Source organism: Variovorax sp. GW821-FHT09B01 (genome assembly GCF_059418345.1).
This window is the reverse complement of record NZ_JBWKPQ010000003.1, coordinates 354,861-377,975: the sequence shown is the minus strand read 5'-3', so window position 1 is coordinate 377,975 and position 23,115 is coordinate 354,861. Positions and strand designations below refer to the sequence as shown.

The 23,115-nt window shown below is 69.5% G+C and carries 19 protein-coding genes and 1 pseudogene; 14 read left to right on the top strand and 6 right to left on the bottom strand.

Going from position 1 to position 23,115, the window contains the following annotated elements:
* Positions 1 to 16 precede the first annotated feature (16 nt).
* The 11 genes from AC07RV_RS13170 (at position 17) to AC07RV_RS13120 (ending at position 7,557) form a co-directional block, all read left to right on the top strand.
* Positions 17 to 700 carry a Rieske 2Fe-2S domain-containing protein gene (locus tag AC07RV_RS13170; RefSeq protein ID WP_296778330.1) on the top strand — a complete coding sequence of 228 codons (684 nt, stop codon included), beginning with the start codon at positions 17 to 19 and terminating at the stop codon, positions 698 to 700.
* 14 nt (positions 701 to 714) lie between these two features.
* Positions 715 to 1,578: an aromatic ring-hydroxylating oxygenase subunit alpha gene (locus AC07RV_RS13165; protein ID WP_093343154.1), complete on the top strand. Its 864-nt coding sequence runs from the start codon at positions 715 to 717 to the stop codon at positions 1,576 to 1,578.
* Positions 1,575 to 2,225: a glutathione S-transferase family protein gene (locus AC07RV_RS13160; protein ID WP_296778335.1), complete on the top strand. Its 651-nt coding sequence runs from the start codon at positions 1,575 to 1,577 to the stop codon at positions 2,223 to 2,225. The genes AC07RV_RS13165 and AC07RV_RS13160 overlap by 4 nt, the downstream gene beginning before the upstream one ends.
* Before the next feature lie 73 nt (positions 2,226 to 2,298).
* Positions 2,299 to 3,405, top strand: a complete 1,107-nt coding sequence (locus AC07RV_RS13155; RefSeq protein ID WP_057594524.1) for an S-(hydroxymethyl)glutathione dehydrogenase/class III alcohol dehydrogenase — start codon at positions 2,299 to 2,301, stop codon at positions 3,403 to 3,405.
* A gap of 17 nt (positions 3,406 to 3,422) precedes the next feature.
* The gene (locus AC07RV_RS13150; protein ID WP_296778338.1) at positions 3,423 to 4,331 is read left to right on the top strand and encodes an alpha/beta fold hydrolase; all 909 of its coding nucleotides are present in this window, start codon (positions 3,423 to 3,425) and stop codon (positions 4,329 to 4,331) included.
* Positions 4,328 to 5,203, top strand: a complete 876-nt coding sequence (gene fghA, locus AC07RV_RS13145) for an S-formylglutathione hydrolase (protein WP_296778340.1) — start codon at positions 4,328 to 4,330, stop codon at positions 5,201 to 5,203. Before AC07RV_RS13150 ends, fghA begins: the two co-directional genes overlap by 4 nt.
* Positions 5,204 to 5,213: 10 nt before the next feature.
* Complete coding sequence (locus AC07RV_RS13140; protein ID WP_093343159.1) at positions 5,214 to 5,708, top strand: GNAT family N-acetyltransferase; 495 nt, start codon at positions 5,214 to 5,216, stop codon at positions 5,706 to 5,708.
* A 23-nt stretch (positions 5,709 to 5,731) separates the two neighbouring features.
* On the top strand, positions 5,732 to 6,121 hold the full coding sequence (locus tag AC07RV_RS13135; protein WP_296778344.1) for a VOC family protein: 390 nt from the start codon (positions 5,732 to 5,734) through the stop codon (positions 6,119 to 6,121).
* Positions 6,122 to 6,137: 16 nt separating this feature from the next.
* Entirely contained in the window at positions 6,138 to 6,455 is a 318-nt protein-coding gene (locus tag AC07RV_RS13130; RefSeq protein ID WP_296778347.1) for a YciI-like protein, read from the top strand.
* On the top strand, positions 6,452 to 6,949 hold the full coding sequence (locus AC07RV_RS13125; protein WP_296778349.1) for a TfoX/Sxy family protein: 498 nt from the start codon (positions 6,452 to 6,454) through the stop codon (positions 6,947 to 6,949). The genes AC07RV_RS13130 and AC07RV_RS13125 overlap by 4 nt, the downstream gene beginning before the upstream one ends.
* Positions 6,946 to 7,557 carry a 3'-5' exonuclease gene (locus tag AC07RV_RS13120; RefSeq protein WP_093343165.1) on the top strand — a complete coding sequence of 204 codons (612 nt, stop codon included), beginning with the start codon at positions 6,946 to 6,948 and terminating at the stop codon, positions 7,555 to 7,557. The genes AC07RV_RS13125 and AC07RV_RS13120 overlap by 4 nt, the downstream gene beginning before the upstream one ends.
* On the opposite strand, the gene AC07RV_RS13115 is transcribed toward AC07RV_RS13120, so the two are convergent.
* Positions 7,558 to 8,295 carry an alpha/beta fold hydrolase gene (locus AC07RV_RS13115; protein WP_057594530.1) on the bottom strand — a complete coding sequence of 246 codons (738 nt, stop codon included), beginning with the start codon at positions 8,293 to 8,295 and terminating at the stop codon, positions 7,558 to 7,560.
* 83 nt (positions 8,296 to 8,378) lie between these two features.
* Positions 8,379 to 9,413, bottom strand: coding sequence for an AraC-like ligand-binding domain-containing protein (locus tag AC07RV_RS13110; protein WP_296778354.1), 1,035 nt, complete (start codon positions 9,411 to 9,413; stop codon positions 8,379 to 8,381).
* A 201-nt stretch (positions 9,414 to 9,614) separates the two neighbouring features.
* Between AC07RV_RS13110 and gnd the strand changes: the two genes are divergently transcribed.
* Positions 9,615 to 11,042, top strand: coding sequence for a decarboxylating NADP(+)-dependent phosphogluconate dehydrogenase (gnd, locus tag AC07RV_RS13105; RefSeq protein WP_203205196.1), 1,428 nt, complete (start codon positions 9,615 to 9,617; stop codon positions 11,040 to 11,042).
* A gap of 66 nt (positions 11,043 to 11,108) precedes the next feature.
* On the opposite strand, the gene AC07RV_RS13100 is transcribed toward gnd, so the two are convergent.
* The 3 genes and pseudogenes from AC07RV_RS13100 to AC07RV_RS13090 form a co-directional block, all read right to left on the bottom strand.
* The gene (locus AC07RV_RS13100; protein ID WP_296778358.1) at positions 11,109 to 13,058 is read right to left on the bottom strand and encodes a prealbumin-like fold domain-containing protein; all 1,950 of its coding nucleotides are present in this window, start codon (positions 13,056 to 13,058) and stop codon (positions 11,109 to 11,111) included.
* A gap of 94 nt (positions 13,059 to 13,152) precedes the next feature.
* Positions 13,153 to 15,030: a prealbumin-like fold domain-containing protein gene (locus tag AC07RV_RS13095; RefSeq protein WP_492713623.1), complete on the bottom strand. Its 1,878-nt coding sequence runs from the start codon at positions 15,028 to 15,030 to the stop codon at positions 13,153 to 13,155.
* Between the two features lie 78 nt (positions 15,031 to 15,108).
* A pseudogene (locus AC07RV_RS13090) lies at positions 15,109 to 15,333 on the bottom strand (hypothetical protein); the annotation flags it as partial.
* On the opposite strand from AC07RV_RS13090, the gene AC07RV_RS13085 reads away from it, so the two are divergent.
* Positions 15,272 to 15,475, top strand: a complete 204-nt coding sequence (locus AC07RV_RS13085; protein WP_492713624.1) for a hypothetical protein — start codon at positions 15,272 to 15,274, stop codon at positions 15,473 to 15,475. The pseudogene AC07RV_RS13090 and the gene AC07RV_RS13085 overlap by 62 nt on opposite strands.
* A 66-nt stretch (positions 15,476 to 15,541) precedes the next feature.
* Positions 15,542 to 15,790, top strand: a complete 249-nt coding sequence (locus AC07RV_RS13080) for a hypothetical protein (protein ID WP_492713625.1) — start codon at positions 15,542 to 15,544, stop codon at positions 15,788 to 15,790.
* An 18-nt stretch (positions 15,791 to 15,808) separates the two neighbouring features.
* Here AC07RV_RS13080 and AC07RV_RS13075 read toward each other — a convergent pair whose 3' ends face one another.
* The gene (locus tag AC07RV_RS13075) at positions 15,809 to 23,077 is read right to left on the bottom strand and encodes a hypothetical protein (protein WP_296778364.1); all 7,269 of its coding nucleotides are present in this window, start codon (positions 23,075 to 23,077) and stop codon (positions 15,809 to 15,811) included.
* Positions 23,078 to 23,115: the final 38 nt, after the last annotated feature.

Genomic DNA, 23,115 nt, shown 5'->3' with positions numbered 1-23,115 from the left:
GGCCATGGAGAACCCCATGACGCATCCCGCCGCCGCCCCCTGGCACCCTGTCGCCCCTTCGGCCGGGCTGCGCCCCGGCGCCAACATCGTCGCCGGCTTCGCCGAGGGCCAGGAGCTCGCGCTCTGGCGCTCGGCCGACGGCGCGGCCCAGGCCTGGGAGAACCGCTGCCCGCACCGCAGCGTGCGCTTCACGCTGGGCCAGGTGGTCGAGAACCGCCTCTCCTGCGCCTACCACGGCTGGCAGTACGCCGCGGGCAACGGGCAGTGCGTCGGCATTCCCGCCCATCCGGCGATGCCCGCGCCGCGCAACGTCTGCGCCAGGGTGTTCGGCGCGGTCGACGCGGCGGGCATGCTGTGGGTGAACCTGGCGCACGAGGGCGACGCGCCGCCGCCCGCGCCGCAGGCACTGGCCGATGCCGTGCCGGCCGGCTGGCACTTCTGCCGCACGCTGACCTTGCGCGCCGGTGCGCAACAGGTGCGCGAGGCACTCCCACGGCTGGGCTTCACGGCCGGCGCCGCCCCGGGCGCCTGGCGCGGCACGCTCGGCGGCACGCCGACCGTCGCGCTGCTGCTCGACGCGCAAGCGCAACTGGCTTTCGTTCACCTGTGGACCGAGGCCGCCCCGGGCTCCGAGGCGATGAAGACCCTGCACGCGGCCGCGCGAACCCTGCGCGGCGACATCGAACAACCCAACGCCTGAAGGAAGGACGCACGATGCCCTTCGTCACCGACGATCCCAACATGCTCGACGACTGGCTGGTCGTCGGCCCCGCGAGCGCGCTCGCCGGCCGCTCGCAGCGGCAGCCCTACGGCACCTGCCTGCTTGGCGCCACGCTCTCGCTGTGGGCCGAGGCCGACGGCACGCCGCAATGCCGGCTCGGCACGCAGCCGCTTTCCGTGCAATCGCGCCACGGCTACCTCTGGGTCTGCCCCAGCGGCCGGCCCGCGCGCCCGCTGTTCGCGTTTCCGGAATACACCGAGCCCGGGCGCCGCCTCGTCGACTGCGGCGGCATCGGCGTCGCGGTGTCGGGGCTGCGCGTGATCGAGAACTTCCTCGACATGGCGCACTTTCCCTTCGTGCATGCCGACTACCTCGGCAAGGTGCCGCACACCGAGGTCGCCCGGTACGAGGTGGCGATCGAGCCCGCCACCGGCGAGATCTGGGCCACCGACTGCCGCTTCTGGCAGCCGCGCGCCTCGGCCGCGCACGACAGCGGCGCCGACGTGCGCTACACCTACCGCGTGATGCAGCCCTTCTCGGCCATGCTCTACAAGTCGAGCCTGCGGCCCGAGGCGCAGGACGCGATCGGCCTGTTCCTGCAGCCGCTCGACGACGAGCACGTGATCGCCCACACGGTGCTGGCCTACTTCGACGACGTGTCGAGCGACGCCGAGCTCATCGCGTTCCAGCACACCATCTTCGGCCAGGACAAGCCGATCCTCGAGAACCATGCCTTCAAGCGCATGCCGCTCGAAGGCCGCGCCGAGACGCCGACGCGCGGCGACACCACCTCCGTCACCTACCGCCGCTGGCTGCGCGAACGCGGCATGCGCTTCGGCACGAGGGCCGCCGCATGACGACGCTGCTCAGGCTCCACGACTACCCGCTCTCGGGCAACTGCTTCAAGGTGCGGCAGCTGCTGGCCTGGCTGGCCGTTCCCTACGAGGCCGTGCCGGTCGACTTCTACCCGGGGCGCGCGCACAAGTCGGCCGCGTTCCTCGCGCAGCTCAACCCGCTCGGCCAGATCCCGGTGATCGAGGACGAGGGCTTCGTGCTGCGCGACGCGCAGGCCATCCTGGTCTACCTCGCGAGCCGCCACGACGCCCGGCGGCGCTGGTACCCCGACGATCCGAAGCTGCGCGGCCAGGTCACGATGTGGCTCGCCACGGCCGACGAGATCACGCGCACCGCCTCGGCCGCGCGGCTGCACGACGCGCTCGGCTACCGCCACCTCGACATCGAGGCCTGCCGCGCCGGCGCGCGCGCCGTGTTCCGCGTGCTCGACGACCACCTGGCCGAGCAGGCCAGCGCCGGCCTGCGCTGGCTGGCCGCGGCGGCCGAGCCGACGATCGCCGACCTGGCCTGCTTCCCCTACGTGGCGCTGGCCGGCGAAGGCGGCATTTCGCTCGACGAATTTCCCGCGCTGCGACACTGGGTCTGGGATTTCCGACACCTGCCCGGGTTCATCGGCATGTCGGGTATCTTCCCCGCTGGCCCCGCCTGAGTATCCTTGGGGCCTCGCGCCGTCTTCCGGCCCCCATTCCTTCCCTCCTCCCCCCTTTCCCCCCGAACACGCCATGAAAACCAAAGCCGCCGTCGCCTGGAAATCCGGAGCTCCCCTGACCATCGAAACCGTGGACCTCGACGGCCCCCGGTTCGGCGAAGTGCTCGTCGAGATCAAGGCCACCGGCATCTGCCACACCGACTACTACACCCTGTCGGGCGCCGACCCCGAAGGCATCTTCCCCGCCATCCTCGGCCATGAAGGCGCGGGCATCGTGGTCGACGTCGGCCCCGGCGTCACCACCCTCAAGAAGGGCGACCACGTCATCCCGCTCTACACGCCCGAATGCCGCCAGTGCAAGTTCTGCCTGTCGCGCAAGACCAATCTGTGCCAGCTGATCCGCGGCACCCAGGGCAAGGGCCTGATGCCCGACGGCACCAGCCGCTTCAGCCTCGACGGCAAGCCCATCGCCCACTACATGGGCACCTCCACCTTCAGCAACTACACGGTCGCGCCCGAGATCTCGCTGGCCAAGATCCGCGAGGATGCGCCCTTCGACAAGGTCTGCTACATCGGCTGCGGCGTCACCACCGGCATCGGCGCGGTGATCTTCACGGCCAAGGTGGAAGCCGGCGCCAACGTGGTGGTGTTCGGCCTCGGCGGCATCGGCCTGAACGTGATCCAGGGCGCGAAGATGGTGGGCGCCGACAAGATCATCGGCGTCGACCTGAACCCCGAGCGCGAAGCCATGGCGCGCAAGTTCGGCATGACGCACTTCATCAACCCGAAGGACACCGAGAACGTGGTCGACGCCATCGTGCAGCTGACCGACGGCGGCGCCGACTACAGCTTCGAGTGCATCGGCAACACCAAGGTGATGCGCCAGGCGCTCGAGTGCACGCACAAGGGCTGGGGCCGCAGCATCATCATCGGCGTGGCCGAAGCGGGCGCCGAGATCAGCACGCGCCCGTTCCAGCTGGTCACCGGCCGCAAGTGGGAAGGCTCGGCCTTCGGCGGCGCGCGCGGCCGCACCGACGTGCCGAAGATCGTCGACTGGTACATGGAAGGCAAGATCAACATCGACGACCTGATCACCCACACCATGCCGCTCGAGAAGATCAACGACGGCTTCGACCTCATGAAGCGCGGCGAGTCGATCCGCGGCGTGGTGCTCTACTGACGCCGCGGGTGCCGACCATGGAACGCATGGAGCCCCTGCGCCGCATCGAAGCCGGCGTGCTCGAGGTCGCCTACCACGAGAGCGGCCCGGCCGACGGACCGCCCGTGCTGCTGATGCACGGCTTCCCCTACGACATCCACACCTATGCCGAGGTCGCGCCGCTGCTGGCGGCCGAGGGCTGCCGCACCATCGTGCCGTACATGCGCGGCTACGGCGGCACGCGCTTCCTGAGCACCGACACGCCGCGCTCGGGCGAACAGGCGGCCTTCGGCGCCGACCTGCTGGCGCTGCTCGATGCGCTCGAGATCGATCGCGCCGTGCTGGCCGGCTACGACTGGGGCGGCCGCGCCGCCTGCGTGGTGGCAGCCCTGTGGCCCGAGCGCTGCGCGGGGCTGGTATCGCTCAACAGCTACAACATCCAGAACATCGCCAGGGCGATGGAGCCCGACACGCCCGAGAACGAGCACAGCCTCTGGTACCAGTACTACTTCCACAGCGAGCGCGGCCGCGCCGGCCTGCAGAAGGACCGCAAGGCCATCGCCAGGCTGCTGTGGAAGCTGTGGTCGCCGACCTGGCGCTTCGACGACGCCACCTTCGAGCGCAGTGCCGCGGCCTTCGACCATCCCGACTTCGTGGAGGTGGTGATCCATTCGTACCGCCACCGCTTCGGCCTGGTGGCGGGCGATCCGGCCTATGCCGACATCGATCGCCAGCTGGCCGCGCAGCCGGTCATCCGCGTGCCCGCGATCACCTTCGACGGCATCGACGACGGCGTGCGGCCGCCGGCCGAGGCCGCGGCGCATGCGGCGCGCTTCAGCGGACCGCGCTCGCACCGGCTGGTGCCGGGCGTGGGCCACAACCTGCCGCAGGAGGCGCCGCGCGCCTTCGCCGACGCGGTGCTCGAACTGGTGCGGGGCGCCGCATGACCGATCTGCTCAAGACCCTGTCCGAGCACCACTGCTTCGGCGGCGTGCAGGGCTTCTACGAACAGGCCTCGCACGAGATCGGCCTGCCGATGCGCTTCTCGGTCTACCTGCCGCCGCAGGCCGCGAACGAGCGCGTGCCGGCGCTGCTGTACCTCGCGGGCCTGACCTGCAACGAGGAGACCTTCGCGATCAAGGCCGGCGCGCAGCGCATGGCCGCCAGCCTCGGCCTCGCGCTGATCGCACCCGACACCAGCCCGCGCGGCGCGGCCGTGGAAGCGCTGCCGGGCGCCAGCGCGAGCTGGGACTTCGGCATCGGCGCCGGCTTCTACCTCGACGCCACCGAGGCGCCCTGGGCCGCCCACTGGCGCATGGAGAGCTGGATCGTGCAGGAGCTGCTGCCGCTGGTGGGCCGCCAGTTCGCGATCGACACCGCGCGCCTGGGCATCTTCGGCCACTCGATGGGCGGCCACGGCGCGCTGACGCTGGCGCTGCGCCATCCGGGGCGCTTCCTCTCGCTGTCGGCCTTCGCGCCGATCTGTGCGCCCACCCAGTGCCCCTGGGGCGACAAGGCGCTGCGCGGCTACCTCGGCGAACCCGGCGATGACCGCGCGGCCTGGCTCGCGCACGATGCCAGCGCGCTGATGCAGTCGCAGGTCGCGGCGCCCTATCCGCACGGCATCCTGGTCGACCAGGGCCTGGCCGACAAATTCCTCGCCGAGCAGCTGCATCCCGAAGCCTTCGAGGCCGCCTGCTTCGCGGCCGGCCAGCCGCTCACGCTGCGGCGCCACGCGGGCTACGACCACGGCTACTACTTCATCCAGAGCTTCATGGCCGACCACCTGGCGCACCACGCGCAGGTGCTGCGCGACTGAACGAACGGCCATGTCCGACGCCCAGACGCCCGCCTTCCACCTGCGACTGCGCGATGGCGCGGCCGAGGAGAACATGGTGCTCGCCGGCATCTGGCGCCGGGCCTGGGCGGCTTCGCATCCGGGCACGCCCGTGATCGAGCCGATCGCCCACTGGCTGCAGCGCGTACGCACCGAGTTCGTGGCGCCGGCCGAGGTGGTGATCGCCGAGCGCGACGCGCAGGCGCTGGCCTTCATGGTGCTGCACGACCGGCGCGAGTACGTGGCGCAGCTGTTCGTCGATCCGCACCTGCGCAACCAGGGCCTGGGCCAGGCGCTGCTCGACGAGGCCTGCGTGCGCATGCCCACCGGCTGGCGGCTGCACGTGGCGCTCACCAACACCGCGGCCCAGCGCTTCTACGAACGCTACGGCCTCGCGCGCGGCACGGTCGACCGCCATCCGACCAGCGGGCGCGAACGCATCAGCTACCACTGGTACCCGGCGCGCGCGCCCTGGCGCAAGGCCTGAAACCACCTGCCGTCTCCCCCACCATGCGCATCGACCACATCGCCCTCTGGACCACCGACCTCGAACGCTGCAAGCGCTTCTATGTCGACTACTTCGGCGCCGCCGCGGGCGAGGGCTACGTCAATCCCGCGAAGGGCTTCGCCTCCTGCTTCCTGAGCCTGGGCGACGGCGCCCGCATCGAGGCCATGACCACCCGCACGCTGTCGCCGGTGGCGGCCGAGCCCGGCGCGCAGCGCATGGGCTGGACCCATCTCGCGATCAGCGTGGGCTCGGAGGAAGCGGTCGACGCGCTGAGCCGCCGGCTGCAGGCCGACGGCTACCCGCTGCTCGACGGCCCGCGCCGCACCGGCGACGGCTACTACGAGAGCGTGGTGCTCGACCCCGACGGCAACCGCATCGAGATCACGGCCTGAACCCCACGAACACCCCATGCACTACCTGCTGATCTACGACACCGCGCCCGACTACCTCGAACGCCGCGGCGAATTCCGCGATGCGCACCTCGCGCTGGCCTGGCAGGCGGTGGAACGCGGCGAGCTGCTGCTCGGCGGCGCCACCGGCAACCCGCCCGACGGCGCGCTGCTGCTGTTCGAGGCCGCCTCGCCCGCGGTGCCCGAGGCCTTCGCCAAGGCCGATCCCTACGTGACGAACGGCATCGTGACCGGCTGGCGCGTGAAGGCCTGGAACACGGTGGTCGGTGCACAGGTCTCGACGCCGGTGCGGCCCGCAGCGGGCGGCACGCCATGAAGAACGCCTTCGCCGACAGCCTGCACGAGACCTTCGAGCGCTTCGGCCGCATCGACATCCGCCGCATGTTCAGCGGCTTCGGCATCTACCACGAGGGCCGCATGTTCGCGCTGGTGATACGCGACACCCTCTACCTCAAGTCCGACGCCGAGAGCGCCGCGCATTTCGACCGCCTGAACCTCGCCCCCTTCACCTACGAACGGCAGGGCCAGCAGATGCCGATGTCCTACCGCGAGGCGCCGCCCGAGCTGTTCGAGGACCGCGAGGAAGCGGCCCTGTGGGGCCGGCGCGCCTACGAGGCCGCGCTGCGCTCGGGCACGGTGCCGAAGGCGATGCGCAAGGCGGCCGCCGCGAAGAAGGCGGCGGCGAAGAAGGCGCCCGCCAGGAAGGTGGCGGCGAAGAAAACCGTCGCGAAGAAGGCTGCACCGGCCAGGAAGACCGCCGCGAAGAAGACCGCCCCGGCGAAGACGGCCCGGAAGGCGGCCTCCCGTTGAACGCACCTCGCACACCCCTGCCCCCTCTGCCCGAACGCGAGGAGATCGCACTGCTCGAACCCTTCGAGGGCCTGGGCCTGAACGACATCGTGCTGGTCGCCACGCGCGACGACGCCGAGCGCGCGGCCGCCGCGCTGCTGGCCGCGGGCGTGGTCGGCTTCGACACCGAGTCCAAGCCCACCTTCGCCAAGAACGAGGTCTCGACCGGCCCGCACCTGGTGCAGTTCGCCACGCGCGAGACCGCGTGGCTGTTCCAGCTGCATCGCAGCGACTGCAACGAGGTGCTGGGCGCGCTGATCGGTTCCGAGGCGCTGCGGAAGGTGGGCTTCGGCCTCTCGAGCGACCTCTCGCTGATCCGCCAGAAGCTCAAGGTGGAGCCGCGCGCGGTCTACGACATCGACGACGAGTTCCGCCGCCGCGGCTACCGCCGCTCGGTCGGCGTGAAGACCGCCGTGGCGCTGGTGTTCGGCCAGCGCTTCACCAAGTCGCGCAAGGCCACGACCTCGAACTGGGCCAGCCACCGGCTCAGCGAGGCGCAGCTGCGCTATGCGGCCAACGACGCCTATGCGTCGATCCGCGTGTTCGACGCGCTGCTGCCGCGCGACTGATCAGTCGCGCCCCGCCTCGAGGATCGCCTGCGCGAGCCGCTTAGGGTTCGAGAAGAACATCTCGTGGCTGCCCGGGCATTCGACCAGCCGGAACAGCCCCAGCCGCTCCGACAGCCGCGGATGCCACGGCAGGCTGTGCGGCAGCGCGATGTCCTGCTGGCAGTTGACGTAGGACTTGCCCACCTGCAGCGCGGCCATGGGCTGGCTCAGCACGATCTTGTCGGTGAAGGTGCGGTACGGGTGCGGGTTGAGCTGCTCGTAGGCCGAGCGCGCGAGCGCCATGTCGGCGTCGTTGATGAAGGCATCGCGCCAGATCTCGAACGGCAAGGTCACGGCCTGGTCGTTGGCCGCCGCCACCGCGTCGAACAGCGCCACGTAGTGCGGCGGCACCATGTCGTTGAGCGACTCGCCGGGCTGCGGCACGAAGGCGTTCACGTAGACCAGCCGTGCGATCCTGCCCGGCTGCTGCGCGAGCCGGTCGGCCACGCCCGTGATCACCATGCCGCCATAGCTGTGGCCCACGAGCCGCAGCTGCGAGAGATTCTTCTCTTCGATGTACTGCAGCGCCGAATCGATCGCGTCGGCCAGGCCGATCTTCGCGCGGTCGTCGCCGGGCCGGTTGCCCGCGAGCGTGGGGCAGTGCACGGTGTGACCGGCCTCGCGCAGGCCGTTCGCGACGGCCTCCATTTCGGCACCGGTGTGCCAGGCGCCGTGGATCAGGACATAGGTGTCGGACATGGGGGTCTCCTCGTTGGGTGGATGCGGGTTGCTGGCGATCGAACGCAGCGACTGTAGAAATCCCGCTGCCGAGCGGCTGGCCGCTAGCCGCCAGCGCGATGGCCGATTCGCGCCAGCCGCAGCGCGCCCGGCGTGGCGCCCAGCTGCTGGCGGCACAGGCGCACGAAATGCGAGGCATCGCGCAGGCCGACGCGAAAGCCGATCTCCGCCACGGCCAGCCGGTCGAAGCGCGCGTCGCCCAGCATGCGGCGCGCGGCCTGCATGCGAAAGCCCAGCAGCGCGGTGGCGAAGGTCGTGGCGCCCTCGCTACCTTCGCCACGCTCGGCCAGGCAGCGGTGCAGGCTGCGCTGCGAGATGCCGAGCTCGCGCGCCACCGCCTCGGCCGTGAGGCCGGGCTCGGCATGGCGCTCGCGCGTGGCCTCGAGCACGCGCCGGCGCAGCGCGGCGCGCGCGCCCGGATCCACCGCCGCGGCCACGCCCGGCCCGGTGGCCAGCGCGAGCAGTCCGCCGAGCTGGTCGGCCAGCAGGCGCGGCGGCAGCGGCGGCGCGCTCGCGGCCTCGGGCGTGAGCTGCTGCACGAAGCGGCTCAGCACGCTGCCCCAGCCCGCGCTGCCGTCGATGCGGCAGGCCAGTTGGCCCGGCGCGTCGGGCAGCCAGGATTCGACCCAGGCCGTGGGCAGCTCGAGCGAGATGGTGTCGGCCGACTGCACGAAGTGGAAGGCATAGCTGCGCCGCGAATCGACCAGCACCGCGTCGCCCGGCAGCATGCGCGCGCTGCGCCCTTCCTGCTCGACACTCCAGGCGGTGTCGGTCTTGCACAGCAGGTAGTAGAAGTTGCTGCGGCTGCGCTCGATCGCGCGGCGCGTGCGGTAGACATCCTGCGCGCTGCCGCGCACGCGGTTGACGCCGATGCCGAGCGCCGGCGTGCCCAGCGGGGCCGATTCGAGCGTGGCGTCGAAATGCCGCGCCTGCGGACTGGTCACCTCCATCTCGAGGAAGCCCTCGCAGACCGCGCCGACCCAGTAATCCAGGCGCTGCGCGGGCGGCACCGCCTCGGTGGACCAGCGCTCGATCGCGGCCGGCGGGCGATGGGCTTCGGCGTGGGGCTGGGTGGGCATGGAGGGTTCTCCCCGTGGATGGGTCGGCTGCAACATACCGAAGCCGGCGGGGCTTGCCAAGCGGGCTCGCCCGGGAAGGCGGTCCGGTTATAGGCGGCGGCTGACGGCGCGGCCGGCGGGCGGTCGGCACAATGGCCTGCTGCATCAACCCCGCGCACCGGCCGCCGCCGGCGTGCGCACAAGGAAGGAAACACCCAGGCCATGACCACCACCAACAAAAGCGACTTCGGACTGATCGGCCTGGCCGTGATGGGCCAGAACCTCGTGCTGAACGTGGAAAGCCGCGGCTTCCAGGTCAGCGTCTACAACCGCACCGAAGCCACCACCGAGGCCTTCATCGCCGCCAACCCCGGCAAGAAGCTGGTGGGCGCGAAGACGCTCGAGGAATTCGTTCAGAGCCTCGCCAAGCCGCGCAAGATCCAGATCATGGTCAAGGCCGGCGCGCCGGTCGACCAGGTGATCGAGCAGCTTATCCCGCTGCTCGACAAGGACGACATCGTCATCGACGGCGGCAACAGCCTCTACACCGACACCGAGCGCCGCGACGCCTACCTCTCGAGCAAGGGCCTGCGCTTCATCGGCGCCGGCGTCTCGGGCGGCGAGGAAGGCGCGCGCAAGGGCCCCTCGATCATGCCGGGCGGCCCGGCCTCGACCTGGGAGGTGATGAAGCCGATCTTCGAGAGCATCGCGGCCAAGGTCGATGGCGAGCCCTGCGTGATCCACATCGGCCCGGGCGGCGCCGGCCACTACGTGAAGATGGTGCACAACGGCATCGAGTACGGCGACATGCAGCTGATCTGCGAGGCCTACAGCCTGTTCAAGGCCGCCGGCTTCACGACCGACGAGATGGCCGCGATCTTCAACGAGTGGAACGACGGCGAGCTGCAGAGCTACCTGATCCAGATCACCGCCAAGGCGCTCGAGCAGAAGGACCCGGAAACCGGCAAGCCGATCGTCGACGTGATCCTCGACAAGGCCGGCCAGAAGGGCACGGGCCAGTGGACGCTGATCAACGCGGCCGAGAACGCGGTGGTCATCAGCACCATCAACGCCGCCGTCGAGGCGCGCGTGCTGTCGTCGCAGAAGAAGGCGCGCGTGGGCGCGAGCAAGCTGCTGCAGGGCCCGAAGGTCGAGCTCTCGCTCGAGAAGAAGGCGCTGGTGGCCAAGGTGCACGACGCGCTCTATGCCTCCAAGGTCATCAGCTACACCCAGGGCTTCGACCTCATCAAGACCATGGGCGACAAGAAGGGCTGGGGCCTCGACCTCGGCCGCATCGCGGCGATCTGGCGCGGCGGCTGCATCATCCGCGCGCGCTTCCTCAACCGCATCACCGACGCCTTCCGCACCGATCCGGCGCTGGCCAACCTGATGCTCGATCCCTTCTTCAAGGACCTGCTCAACCGCACCCAGCAGAACTGGCGCGAGGTGGTGGCGCTGGCCGTGAGCAACGGCATCCCGGTGCCGGCCTTCAGCGCCTCGCTGGCCTACTACGACAGCTACCGCACCGAGCGCCTCAGCGCCAACCTGCTGCAGGCGCAGCGCGACTTCTTCGGCGCCCACACCTACGAGCGCGTGGACAAGCCCGAGGGGCAGTTCTTCCACACGGAGTGGCCGGAAGTCATCGGCTGAAGTCCGCGCCGGCCCGGCGCCGCTCGAGCGCCCGGCCCTTCGACGCTCGAGCGGCACGCGCTCATGTCATGGGTTGACCGTGCAGCTGAACTTGAGGACCGCGCTCTGGTCCTTGGCGAGCGTGCCCAGCGGGATGCCGGCGCCCGTGAGTTGCGCGACCGTGAACGTACCGGGCGGCACGCCGTCGCCCGTGATGGTCACGCGGCCGGTGCCGGCGCAGGTCAGGCCGGCGCCGGGCTTGTCCTTGACCAGGGCGCCCGTGACCGGGGTGATCCCCAGGCTCTTCACGGTGATCGTGTATTCCACCGTCTGGCCCGGCTTGACCGACGTCTCCTCCAGGCTCTTGACGATGCTGAGTTCGGCGCCGGCCGTGTTGGTGAAGACGCAGAGGAATTTCGCGCCGGGACGCAACGACACCTCGGTGGCGGGCGGACTCGCCGACGGGGCCGGAATGACGATCGGTTGCCCCCGCGCGAAATTGATCGGCCGGTTCGCGGGATTGCTGCTGTTGGCGGTATCGGTGTCCGTGCAGGTCACGCCCGTCAGAACGTAGCCCGGCGCCGGGTCTTCGGTCAGCGTCACGGGATCGCCCAGCTTCGTGACGAAGACGGCCGGCGGTGCCGCGGGCGTCGCCGTGTTGGCGGTCGAGGTCGTGATCGGGGCGGGCTGGGCGTCGAGGTTGTCGGCCGTGAAATTGAAAGGCCCGCCGCCTCCGGGGGCGCCCAGGGTCTTCTTCTGAATCGCGACCGTGGGCAATTTCGAATTGACGTAGGCACAGATGATTTCGCTGTTGCGCAGCTCACTGGCCCGCGGAATCGTGACCGTGCCCGTTGCCATGTCGTACTGGGGACTGAACAAGGTGCCCAGGAGGTTCGCGAGTTGGGTGGGGAAAAGCGAACATTTGATCGACGACAACACCCAGGGCGCCTGGGCGTTTTCGCTGATTTTCAATTCGCCGGGCGTTGGCAAGACGGGTCTCAACACGCGCGCGTGCGTGGCCGTGTCTTTTGTTTTCGTCTCGATGCTGCCGCTTGTCTGCGTGAAATTGGAGTAGTTGAAATCGAATTTCCCGACCCCGCCTCTGGAGGTCTTGACCGGACCCACGATCGGAGGGGTATTCAAGGAAAAGGAGAAAAACACTCGAAGACGCCCGTACCACCGATCCGTCCCAGGTATTGGCGCATAGCTCTTGGCGCCAAATCTAAAGCGTATCGTCGAGATATTCTTGCCAAGAACCCTGACCGATCCGCACGCATCATCCTGGCTGCAATGCGCGTAGGCCCCTCTCCCTCCCACGGTGGCATCGGTGTTGTTTTTGATGAAATTCCCTTCTACAGCGAAATTCCAATTTCCTGAAAGTCTTTGAAGACTTCCTGGAGAAAGCAGCTCCAGAGAGTGGATCTGCAAGGAATGCCATCGAAAATCAGGAGAGGTACCGAGGGGGTAATTGGTCCCACTGATCAATCCCCTCAAGTGAATGATTGGATCGTCGACAGGCCGATTGAAAGAAATTTCAATCACGGCTACTTCCGGTACTGCCACGACGGATTCCGGAAAAGCACCCGAAGAAGCCTCTCCCCGAAAAAAGCCGTTGGCCGCGCCAATGCCAGTTCCAGTGGGACTGTTTTGAGACGTAAAGAGGGACTCCGGCCCTTCAAAAGCGAAGTAACCACCCTGGGGGAACGAAAAATTACCCGATACGGTTTGCATCGTCACCGTCAACGGCGTCCTTCCAGTATTGGCATCCGTACCTTCCAGGATCGCGAAACCGCCGCCCCTCGGATTGTCGTAATTCAGCATCAAGGGAAGACTCGCCGTTCTTTTGTCGCCGCTGACCGTCGGACTCAAAGTGCCGCCGTACGCATTTTCCATCGCGGATGTATTTTGCTGGGCAAATGCCGCCTGCAATAGAGCGCTCCCCAAAACGGCCACCGCCCCCCGCTTCCAGGAATGGCCGAAGCACTTTCGGATGGAGATCGCCGAAAACCCCTTGCCTGCAAATAATGAAAACGTCATTCGAATCTCGTCGATCAGTCAAAACACGATAGCCAACCGGGCGCGTCGTTGAATTTCGAAACAGCCATTGCTTGTCCCGGCCTCCACCACGGCCTCAATCCACCTTGATCTGGAACATCACCGACCCGCTGCCACCCGGCGCCACGAAGCCGTCGAAGCGCCAGTCGACCGGCCCGGTCTTGCCGGCGGGCTGCGCCTCCGTGCAAGCCACCGCCGGTGCCGGTGCCGCATTGGCCGGCGTGGTCTTCAGGCATCCGGTCAGGGTCGGCGGCGTCTCGCCCACGGTCGCGCTGACGAAGCTGGTGTAGGCCGGCGTGGTGTCGTTCACCGCCAGGTTGCGGATCGGCGCATCGCTGTTGTTGGTGTAGGTGATGCGGTACTCGAGCGTTTCGCCCGACTTGGCCCGGTTGTTCACCCCGAACTCCAGCACGCCTTGCGTCACGTTGCGCACCTCCTTCCGGAGTTCCAGCGCCACGCTCGAGAGGGTCGTGATGTCCTGCAAGGTGTAGCGGCCACCGAGCGCCGGGTTGGCGCCGCGGTAGTCGAAGTCGGCCTGCACCACCACCTTGTTGTTGGCCCCCATCGGCGCGGTCGCGGGAATGAACTGCTTCACGACCACGCACACCTTGCCCTCGAAGATCACTGCCTGGCCCGCGCCCGCCGGCGGGTAGAGCTGCGCCGCGCCCGGTTGCAGGCTGCCGGTGCAGCCCGTGTCGGCAAAGATCTGCGCGCTCCAGCCGCCGATGGCGGGGTTGGCGGTCTCGCTCGCGATGCTGAAGCGCACCTGCCCGGCCGTGCCCGCGGCGAAGGTGTGGCCATAGGTCACGCTGTTGCCGGGCAGCCCGGTCTTGGCCCCGTCGGCCGCGAAGCTGCCGTTGTCGACGTCGCCGAAGTTCAGTTCCTCATGGCCGACGCCGTTCCAGGCGAAGGCGATGCGATCGGGCGTGCCGGTGCGCGTGTAGGTGTAGCGGTCCGCGCCGACGGCCACGGCGGCCCCCGATGGCAGCGCCACGCTGCCCACCGAGGCCCCCGTCGACACGCGCGTGCCGGGGCTGTTGACCTGCTCCACGCACATCGCGGCGCCCTTCGGCGTGCCGTCGGGCACGGCGAAGCTGTAGTTGCCCGCGGCGTCGGTGATCGTGCGCGCGTGCACGGTGGCCGCGCAGTCGGTCAGGCGCACGCCGATGCCGCGCTGCGGCACTTCGCCGCCGTTGATCACGCCGTCGTTGGCCGTGCCGCCGCCCACGCCGTTGTCGAGGAACACGCGGCCGCTCACGATGGCGCTGGCGTAGCTGTTGGTGAAGGTACAGGTCCACAGTGCGCCGGCGGCCATGTCCGCGGCGGAGAGGGCCACCGTGCCGGTGCCGGTGACGGAGCGGCCCGCCTCGTTCACGCAGACCGAGCGGGTCGTGACGTCGGGCACCGCGGTTTCGGTGATGCCGACGGCGGTGCCGGGCGTGCCCAGATGGTGCGCGGTCTTCGATGGCACGGGCAGGTTCTGCTCGCTCGTGGTCACGCTGTCGGTGTCGTTCGCGATCACGGTGCCCGTGAGCTTGAAGTCGTAGCTGCCGGTGCCGCCGACCGAGGTCTTGACGATGCGCACGCGCGGCCGGACGGTGTGGGTCACCGTGCACATCTTCTCGCGGCTATCGATGTCCCTGACGTCGGCCGCCGGCGATGTCATGGTGTAGACACCGACGGAAGGATTGGCGAGGTTGCTCGCCGGAAGATTCTCGTAGCCCTCGCACGAGAAGGTCTGGACGTAGTTGTCGAGCGAGGTTCCGGTCCCGGCCCCCGCCTTGAACGTCATCGTCGTGCTGACGTCGATGCCCAACCGGGCCGTCTGCCCCTTGTCACCGACGTCCTTCACGAAAGCAGCCCCCATGGTGCTGAAAGTCTGGACATTGACGCCGGAAAAGCTCAGGTCGAATTTCCCCGCATCGAACGGCGTGCCGACGATGCGATTGTTCAACCCGAATGAGGGCCGGTAGTTGTGGATGGAACACTTGAAGTCCGAATTCGGAAAAACGTACTTCTTGTCCAACGTGAACTTGTTTCCTTCGATCTTCCATCGGATGGCGGTATCGAAGGGATTGGTGTTGCCATCGACCCCCGCATTCGCATCCTTGCACCCGCCACCCGGGAGCGTGGATGCATAGACCGGCCAGCCCGGCTGAACGGTCTTCTCCGTGACCACGATATCCGCTCCAGGGATGATTCGCAGCTTCCCTTGCGACCAGTTCTGCGAGCCCGAACCGTCGAGCCTCGGAGTCACCGGAACCGTGATCGTTTCATCGACGGCGCCGCTCACGCCCGAGAAGGAGAAGCTGAAGCTCGGGAAAGGGGCTTCGGCCGCGCTGCCGATGGATTTGCCGAAGGCAAACGTCGGGCCGCCCCCCAGCGGCGTGCTGACCTGAGCGCTCCAGGTACACACGTTCGGGTTCTGGGGATCCGGCGTTTCGCACAATGCGCCGACCGGTGACGTGACCGTCGCGGTGTTGGTGACGACATCCAGCGCGGCCGCGGCGGCCGTCGCGGACGGCTTCGGAGGTGTCTGCTGCGCGAAAGGCTGGGCCACTGCCGCGAGCAGCAGGAGCCCCACGCCGCATCCGATCGCACGGCGCGGCCAGCGGCTCGTGCCTCCGGCGGAGAATCCGGTGCCCCGGATGGCCGAGGCCGATTCCCGCGTGATGCCGTTCATGGATTGCATGGCCTGGAAAATCTCCCGCTGATCTGGCGTGCCCATCGGCTCACTGCGGTCCATTCGCGCCTCCGGCTGCCGAGCCCGCGGCCGGTGCGGACGCATCGCCGCCCGTCGCCGGGAAGCCCAGCGTGGTCTCGTCGAACTTGAAGCGCAGCCGGATGTAGGCGCCCTTGCTCGTGTATTCGTTGGCCGTGAGGTCGCGGTCGCGCAGGCCCACGAAGTTGTAGCCGGCCGACAGCCACAGGTTCTTGTAGACCTGGTAGCCGAGCTCGAGGCCGAAGGTCTTCTGCAGCCCGCCGCCCTTGCCATAGAGCAGGCCGGCCTGCACGCCCCAGTCCCAGTCCTTGTCGATGTCCTGCGTGTAGCGCACCTGCAGCAGGTGCGCCCAATACCTGCTCGCGAGCAGGCTGTCGCTGAGGCGGCTGACCTTGCCCGCGTAGCGCGCCATCACGAAGCGGCCTGGCTCGGGGTTGTAGTTGAGATGGGCCGAGACGATGTCGGCGCTGGTCTTGCCCGGCAGGCTGGCGCCGTTGTCGGCGCCGAACACGCTGCTGCCCTGCAGCGCGCCGGCCGCATTGCCCGCGCCCACCACGTTCTCCGAACGGCGCTCGTAGCGTGCCAGCGCGTTCCAGCGGTCGTCGTCGACGGGCCGGTAGGCCACGCCGATCTGGTGGCGCTGCAGGTGGCGTTCGTTGCCCGCGTTGGTGCCCTGCCCTTCGCTGCTGCTCATGATGCTGCGCGCCAGCAGGCTCCACGAAGGATCGAGCTTGTAGCCGAAGCCCGCGCTGAACAGCCGCGTGTTGGCGTCGTCGCCGCGGCGCATCTCGAACACGCCGCTGGTCTTGAGCCGCTCGGTCATGTACTCGATGCCGCTGGTGATGGCGGTCGACTGGCCGAGCCCCCCGGCGTACCCGGTGCCGTTGTTGCCGCTGTTGGCGTAGCCGCCGAGGTTGCGCGTGTGCTCGATGCCGCCGGTCACGCTGACGCGTTCCGTGAGCTTGACGGTGTTGCGCACGCCGATGGCGGCCTGCACGCCGCGGCCGTCGGCACCGTCGGCGAGGCGGTACTCGTTGTACACGCGCCCGCCCTCCATGTAGTTGCTCTCGATGCCGACGATGCCGGTGTTGTTGTTCCGCGCGCCGTCGAGCCCGTAGGGACCGTAGAGCGAGGAGATCAGTTCGTAGCGCCCGTAGACGCGGGTCTTGTCGGTCACGGCGTAGTTGCCGCCGATGGCCAGCACGCGTTTGTCGCTGTGCTGGATGTCCTGCTCGCCCTCGATGAAGAGCTGCGCGTTCGGCGCCCACGGCAGCTGCGTCGACAGCCGCGCGCGCAGGGTGGTCAGGGTCTGGGTGTCGACGCCGTTGGCGGCCACGGCGGCGCCCAGCACGGTCACGCTGTTGGCACCGATGCTGCTGCCCATCTGGCCGTTGTAGGTCGAGATCTGGCCGTAGTCGAAGCCCGAGTTCGAACCGGGCGCGTCGTCGCTCTGGCCATGGCGCAGTCCCACCTCGACCACCGTGTCCTCGCTGAGCTTCTTCTGCGCGCTCAGGGTCAGGCCCTTGCGTTCGTCGGTCTGCGCGGCGTCCTTGCTGTAGAGCACTTCGGCGCGCACGGCCAGCGTGGGATCGACGCGGTACTCGGCGCGTGCCGACGCCTCGGTGCGGCCCGACGAGGAACTGGCGCCGGGGTTGTCGAAGCCGGTGCTGGTCCTGGTCGCGAGTGCCACCACGGCGAGCTTCTCGTCCTGGTAGCGCGCCTCGATGCGCGCGCCATGGCCGCTGCCCTTCTCGTCGGACTCGGTCTTGACCACTTCGCCCGCCACCGTCATGTTCTCGCCCAGGCGCGCGATGCCCGTGACCGCCTGCAGCTTGCGCTTGTTCCGCGGGTTCTGGTCGGTGCTGACGACCACGCCGACCTGCACGGTCTCGGAGGCCTTGACCTGGATATCGACGCCGGCCACGGTGAACTTCGGGCCGCCCGAATCGACCTCGTAGGTGACGCGGATCGACTGCGGATTGAGGTTCGCGTCGATCGAGGAAATCGCGCGCGTGAACAGGATGCGGCGCGTCAGCGGCTCGACCGTGTAGTCGACGAAGCGCGTGACCGCCGTGCGCTGCAGCACGATGTCCGGCTGGTTGCGGTCGCGCACCACGACCTCCACCTGCTCGCTGTTCTCGACGAACTCGCCGTTGGCGCCGTTCAGGTAGTACGGCCCCGAGGTGCCGAGCGCGCGGAACTCCTCGACCTGCTGCGTCTGCGCGGTGCGCGAGGCGTAGGAGGTGGCGCGCACGTTCTCGTCCTCGTAGACGTGCTTCAGGCCCGTGAGAGAACGGTTGCTCTGGCTCAGGTTGCGCACCTCGGTGCTGCTGGCGGTGGTGAAGTCGCCGTACAGCAGGTAGGAGCGGTTCTTGTCGATGCGCACGTAGAGCTTCTGCGTGCTCTGCGCGTCGAAGCCCTTGGCCGAGGAGTCGCCGTAGATCGGATAGAACTCGTCGGGCCGGATGTCGCGGAACAGGCGGTCCTTGCGCTGCTTGTCGGAATCGAAGGCCGCGGTCAGCAGGTACTCGCCCTTGATCGCGCCCTTGAAGAAAAAGGCGGAGCGCGCGCCCGCGCGGCGGCCGTTGTGCTCGTCCTTCAGGCCCGTGAGTTCGGCCTCGAAGGCCGCGCCGGCGGGCATCGCGCCCAGCGGCAGCTTGCCGCGCTTGGTGAAGTCGAGCACGCCCTCGACGATGCCCACGCCGATCATCGGGCGCAGCTCGGGCGTCAGCGCGAGGCGCACTTCCTTGACCAGGCTCGCGGCCGTGACGCGGATGCGCGCGTCGCCCGGTTCGCCCGGCGGGAACAGCTTGAACTCGGCCGAGCCGCCGTCCATGAAGACCTGGGTGCCGGGCTCGTCGGGGTTCAGGTCCTCGGCGAGCCAGCGGCCGCGGTCGGTCTCGAGCGTGAGTTGGGTGCGCGCGGTGACCGGCACGCCGGCCGCGTCGGCCAGCCGCACCGTGACGACGATGGGCGTGCGCAGGTCGGCCTGGGCCGAGGCCGGCAGGTCGATCGCGATCGCCGAGAGCTTGTCGGGCGCGACCAGCGTGATCTCCCGCGCCTCGCCGCGCACATTGCCGAAGCCGTCCACGGCCTCGAGCCGCAGCGTGTTGGCACCGGGCTTGAGCGTCACGCCGATGTATTCCCAGGCCGCGAGCTGCTTCGACGGCAGCTGCGATTTCTTGCCCACGCGGCGCTCGTCCACCGCCGTGCCGTTCACGCTCAGGCGGAAGCCCGCGCCATCGCCGCCCTTGACGCGCACGTTGATCGAAGTGCCGGCCACCGTGTCGCGGTCCTTGAGGTCGAGGAAGCCGAGCGCGTTGCTCTCGATCTGCGGCAACAGGGTTTCGAGTTCGACCGGGCTCGGCGCGGCCGGCGCCAGCAGGGGCACGTTGCGCGGCTCCAGCATCGCGCCGCCCAGCCCGATCGGGCGCGTGGGCATGGCGCCCGGGCCGGTGGCCGAACCGCTGGTGGGCGCGGAGGGCTGGCCCGCGGTCGGCAGCCCGCCGATCGGCGCGAACAGGCTGCCGGCCGGGACCTGCGAAGGCGCGGCGCCGAGCGGCGCATTGGCGCCGAGCTGGTTGCCGAGCGTGCCGCCCATGGAGCCGCCGGCGCCGCCGACGAAGGTGCTCGGGTTGGACGGCGGCGTGGGCAGCGCGATCAGCGGCACGGAGGTGGTCTGCACCGTGCCCGTGCTGCCGCCGGCCAGCGCCTGGCCCGAGGCCGGCAGGCCGCGCAGGTCGCCCACGGGCACCACGCGGCCCTCGGGATCGAGGCGCAGCCGCACCTGGGCTTCGGCCTCGGTGTCGGGCCTGGCCGCGATCGCCGCGCGCCGCGCCGCCACCTCGTCGAGCACCGCCTGGTCCTCGCAGTTGGCGATGACGAAGTTGGCCTTGTGGAACTCGCCCTTCTTGAGGTCGAGGAAGCGGCTCTCGGGCGCGCCCGCGTTGCGGTTGTCGAGGATCTCGAGGCGCGCGCCCCGCGGCAGCGTGAGCTGATCGAGGCGCAGCACGTGCGTCACCGGCTTCAGGCCGTAGAGGCTCCACTTGCCCTCGACGTCGGTCACCACGTGCGTGCCGTCCTCCAGGTACAGCCGCACGCCCGGCACGCCGATCTCGTCGCCGCCCTGCTGCCTGCCGTCGCGCTTGCAGTCCATGTAGACCTTGCCGAAGGCGAAGGCGTCGTCGGCGAACACGCCGCCGGTGACGCGCAGCGTCCAGCTCGCGAGGTTCGACTGGATCGGGCCCGAGTTGGCGCGCGCGCGGTTGATGGCGTCGCCTTCGGTCGGCGCGCCGACACCGATGCGCACGCGGTAGCGCACCATCGCCGACTGGTCGGGAGCGATGACCAGCGAGGGGTAGTCGAAGATCAGCCCCGGGCCGGCGCCGCCCGCGGGGTTCGGCACGATGGCGCCATTGAGCCGCACGCTGTTGGCCACGTAGGCGAAGCCCGGCGGCAGCGTATCGCTCAAGGTCACGCCGGTGACGGGAAAGCCGGTCTTGTTGGTGACGGTGAGCGCGTAGTCGACGAAGTCGCCGAATTCCGCCTGGCGCTTGCTGCCGTCCTTGCGCAGCACCAGGCCCAGGATGTTGCCGGGGTCGAGCGGAACGTGGTTGTTCGCGGCCTCGCACATCTGCCCGTCGGACTGCATGCCGGTGCGCAGCTTGAAGTAGTGGGTGGTGGGCTCGCCCTCCTGCGGCGCGGCGGTGTTCGGCACCACGGCGCCGCAATTGGCGAAGGTGCCGGCGGTCGCGGGCAGGATCCGCGATGGCGCCACATACCCGCTGCCCGCCGGCGGCGCGACCGACAGTTCATAGGTGCACATGCCGCGGGTCTGCGGCGTCAGCATGTAGAACTGGTAGGCGCCGTCCGCGGCGGTGTTCATCGACACGCTGCCGTTCGGGTTGAAGGTGTAGAGGCCCGAGCTGCCGCCGTAGAGCTCGGCCTCGGTGATCGGCGTGACCGCGGCATTGCCGCACGACTGGCGCGTGTAGGTCGCCACCGCGCCCGCCACGGGCTGGCGCGTGAGCGCGTTGTAGACCACGCCCTGCGGATCGATGAGCAGCGAGCGCGCCGTGGCCATGGTGGCGGCCAGCACCGAGCGCGGCTTGACGTTGACGGTGTTCTGGTCGAAGGCCGCGGCCCAGGCCTTGTTGCTCAGCGAGACCCGGCTGCCGATCGCGGCCGGCTTCTCGGTGACGCGCACGGTGAAGCTCAGCTGCTCGCTCTCGCCGGGCGCGAGCGCGCGGCTGCCGTCGGTGAGGCTCAGTGCCACCTCGGTGGGGAACTGGTAGGGGTCCGCGCTCTCGTCCTGGGTCCGGTTGCAGGTGGCCCGGCCCGTGAAGCCCGGCGCCGCCACGAGGCGGCCGCCGGCCACCTTCGGCCGGCCCACGAGCTCCCACGACGCGATCTTGCCCTCGGCCTGGTCCATGTCGAAGGTGCAGTCGAGGTTGTCGATCAGCCGCAGGTTGGGCGCGGGCGCCGTGCCCAGGTTGCTGACCTTGAGCACGTAGTCGAGCTCGAACACGCCCGGCGAGACGCGCCGCGCCATCGAGGCCTGCTTGCTCAGCGACAGCGTCGGCAGTTGCGTGGCCACCGGTGTGGGCTGGGTGTTGTTGTTGGGATTGCCGTCGCCGTCGGGGTCGGGGTTGTCGCCGTTCATCGAGTCGTCGACGGCCAAGGCCGCGCCGCCGGCCGACAACGCGCCCGAAGCCTTCACGCTGTTGAGCAAGGTGCCGGTGCGGCCCGTGAAATTGATGCGCGCCTCGAACTCGACGTTGACCTGCGCGCCCGCCGGCAGCACGGCGCCGTCGATCAGCAGCTTCTGCGCGCTCGCCGTGCCCTTGAAGGCCGGGTTCGCCGCCGCCACGATGCCGCCGCCGTTGCCGGTGGCCGCGGGCACGATCGCGACCGAGCCCGGCACGATGGTGTACTGGTTCGGGCCCGGCACGGCCGCGGCCGTGTAGCTGCCGAACTGGGTCTCGCCCGGCCCTTCCATCAGGTCGGTGGCCTGCACGTCGTGGAGCCACGCGGCGCCGTAGTTGCGCAGGTTGACGCGGAAGCGCACGTTGGCGGTGCCGTCGGGCTTGCCGTCGGCGCCCCGGTTGAGCCGCGGCGCCGAGGCGGACTTCGCCACGCCGATGCGGGCCTGGCTGGTGGCGATCACGACCGTGTTCGACGGCGCGGTCGCGGGGCCGGTGCCGTCGTCGTACTGGCCATGGGCCGTGTTGCGGATGTCGTCGCCAGGGTCGGCGTTGACCTTCACGGCGAACTGCATCGCGATCGAGCCGTTGCGCACCAGTGGCTCGGGAACGCCGACCGCGACTTCGACCGCCGAGGCGTCCTCGGCCGTGCGATAGCTGAAAGGCGGATCGGCCGGCAGGCGGTAGAGCTTGACGGCCTGCGCGGCCGCGCTCTGCAGCGTGCCCGCGATGTACTGGGTGCCGGCGGGCACCACGTCGCGCACCAGCACCAGCGCCCTCGGCGCGCCGTTCACGAGCAGCGGCGTGTTGGTGGGCGCCACCACGTTGCTCGGCTTCGCATCCTGCGCGCCGATGTTGGTGCCCGTCACCGTGAAGTCGATGCGCGTCTGGCCGGGCACGACGAAGCCGGGATAGCTCGCCGACTTGGCGAGGGCCAGCGCCGCGGCGTCGCCCACGATCACGGTGTCGCGGTTGCTGGCCTGCAGGCCCTGCAGCGCCGTGGTGGCCGTCAGCCCGAGGCAGGCCGTGCCGCGCGCGGCCATCGGGATCGTGCCCTGCACCAGCAGCGAGGCGGCCTCGCCCGGCTTCAGCGTCAACGCGCCCGGCTTGTCGAGCGCGAGCACCGGGTCGGCGGGATCGGACACGCCGTTGTTGTTGGCGTCGCGCAGCACGCGCAGCGCCGACAGGTCGAGCGTGTCGGCCGCGCAGCCGGCCGCGTTGTTCGCCAGCGCGAGCGCGTAGCTCGAGACCACGTTGCCGGTGTTGCTCAGCAGGTGGCTCAGCGTGACGATGCTGCCGGGCGGGCGCGAGAGCGTCTGGTCCTGCGTGAGCACCAGCGCCTCGACCGGCAGCACGGTGGCGATCACCTCGTTGGAGGAGATCGTCTCGGTCTGCGCCATGCCGCCGGGCACGTAGGTGCCGGTGGCGATGCTGCGGATGACCGTGCCGCCCGGCGCGGCCGCGGCGTTCGCCTGCGCCATGCCGCCGAGCAGAAACACCATGCCCACGGCGAGCGCGGCGGCGAATCCGCGCCACGATCGCAGGCTGGAGCCTCGGAGCTTGGAAGTCGACAACATGCAGTGAACTCTTGGAAGGTCCGGCCGCTGACCGGAAG

What these genes read in the sequence shown, in the direction of transcription:
- AC07RV_RS13170 (WP_296778330.1), top strand. Translation starts at nt 17, where the DNA reads ATGACGCATCCCGCCGCCGCCCCCTGGCACCCTGTCGCCCCTTCGGCC.
- AC07RV_RS13165 (WP_093343154.1), top strand. Translation starts at nt 715, where the DNA reads ATGCCCTTCGTCACCGACGATCCCAACATGCTCGACGACTGGCTGGTC.
- AC07RV_RS13160 (WP_296778335.1), top strand. Translation starts at nt 1,575, where the DNA reads ATGACGACGCTGCTCAGGCTCCACGACTACCCGCTCTCGGGCAACTGC.
- AC07RV_RS13155 (WP_057594524.1), top strand. Translation starts at nt 2,299, where the DNA reads ATGAAAACCAAAGCCGCCGTCGCCTGGAAATCCGGAGCTCCCCTGACC.
- AC07RV_RS13150 (WP_296778338.1), top strand. Translation starts at nt 3,423, where the DNA reads ATGGAACGCATGGAGCCCCTGCGCCGCATCGAAGCCGGCGTGCTCGAG.
- fghA (WP_296778340.1), top strand. Translation starts at nt 4,328, where the DNA reads ATGACCGATCTGCTCAAGACCCTGTCCGAGCACCACTGCTTCGGCGGC.
- AC07RV_RS13140 (WP_093343159.1), top strand. Translation starts at nt 5,214, where the DNA reads ATGTCCGACGCCCAGACGCCCGCCTTCCACCTGCGACTGCGCGATGGC.
- AC07RV_RS13135 (WP_296778344.1), top strand. Translation starts at nt 5,732, where the DNA reads ATGCGCATCGACCACATCGCCCTCTGGACCACCGACCTCGAACGCTGC.
- AC07RV_RS13130 (WP_296778347.1), top strand. Translation starts at nt 6,138, where the DNA reads ATGCACTACCTGCTGATCTACGACACCGCGCCCGACTACCTCGAACGC.
- AC07RV_RS13125 (WP_296778349.1), top strand. Translation starts at nt 6,452, where the DNA reads ATGAAGAACGCCTTCGCCGACAGCCTGCACGAGACCTTCGAGCGCTTC.
- AC07RV_RS13115 (WP_057594530.1), bottom strand. Translation starts at nt 8,295, where the DNA reads ATGTCCGACACCTATGTCCTGATCCACGGCGCCTGGCACACCGGTGCC.
- AC07RV_RS13110 (WP_296778354.1), bottom strand. Translation starts at nt 9,413, where the DNA reads ATGCCCACCCAGCCCCACGCCGAAGCCCATCGCCCGCCGGCCGCGATC.
- gnd (WP_203205196.1), top strand. Translation starts at nt 9,615, where the DNA reads ATGACCACCACCAACAAAAGCGACTTCGGACTGATCGGCCTGGCCGTG.
- AC07RV_RS13100 (WP_296778358.1), bottom strand. Translation starts at nt 13,058, where the DNA reads ATGACGTTTTCATTATTTGCAGGCAAGGGGTTTTCGGCGATCTCCATC.
- AC07RV_RS13085 (WP_492713624.1), top strand. Translation starts at nt 15,272, where the DNA reads ATGATTCGCAGCTTCCCTTGCGACCAGTTCTGCGAGCCCGAACCGTCG.
- AC07RV_RS13075 (WP_296778364.1), bottom strand. Translation starts at nt 23,077, where the DNA reads ATGTTGTCGACTTCCAAGCTCCGAGGCTCCAGCCTGCGATCGTGGCGC.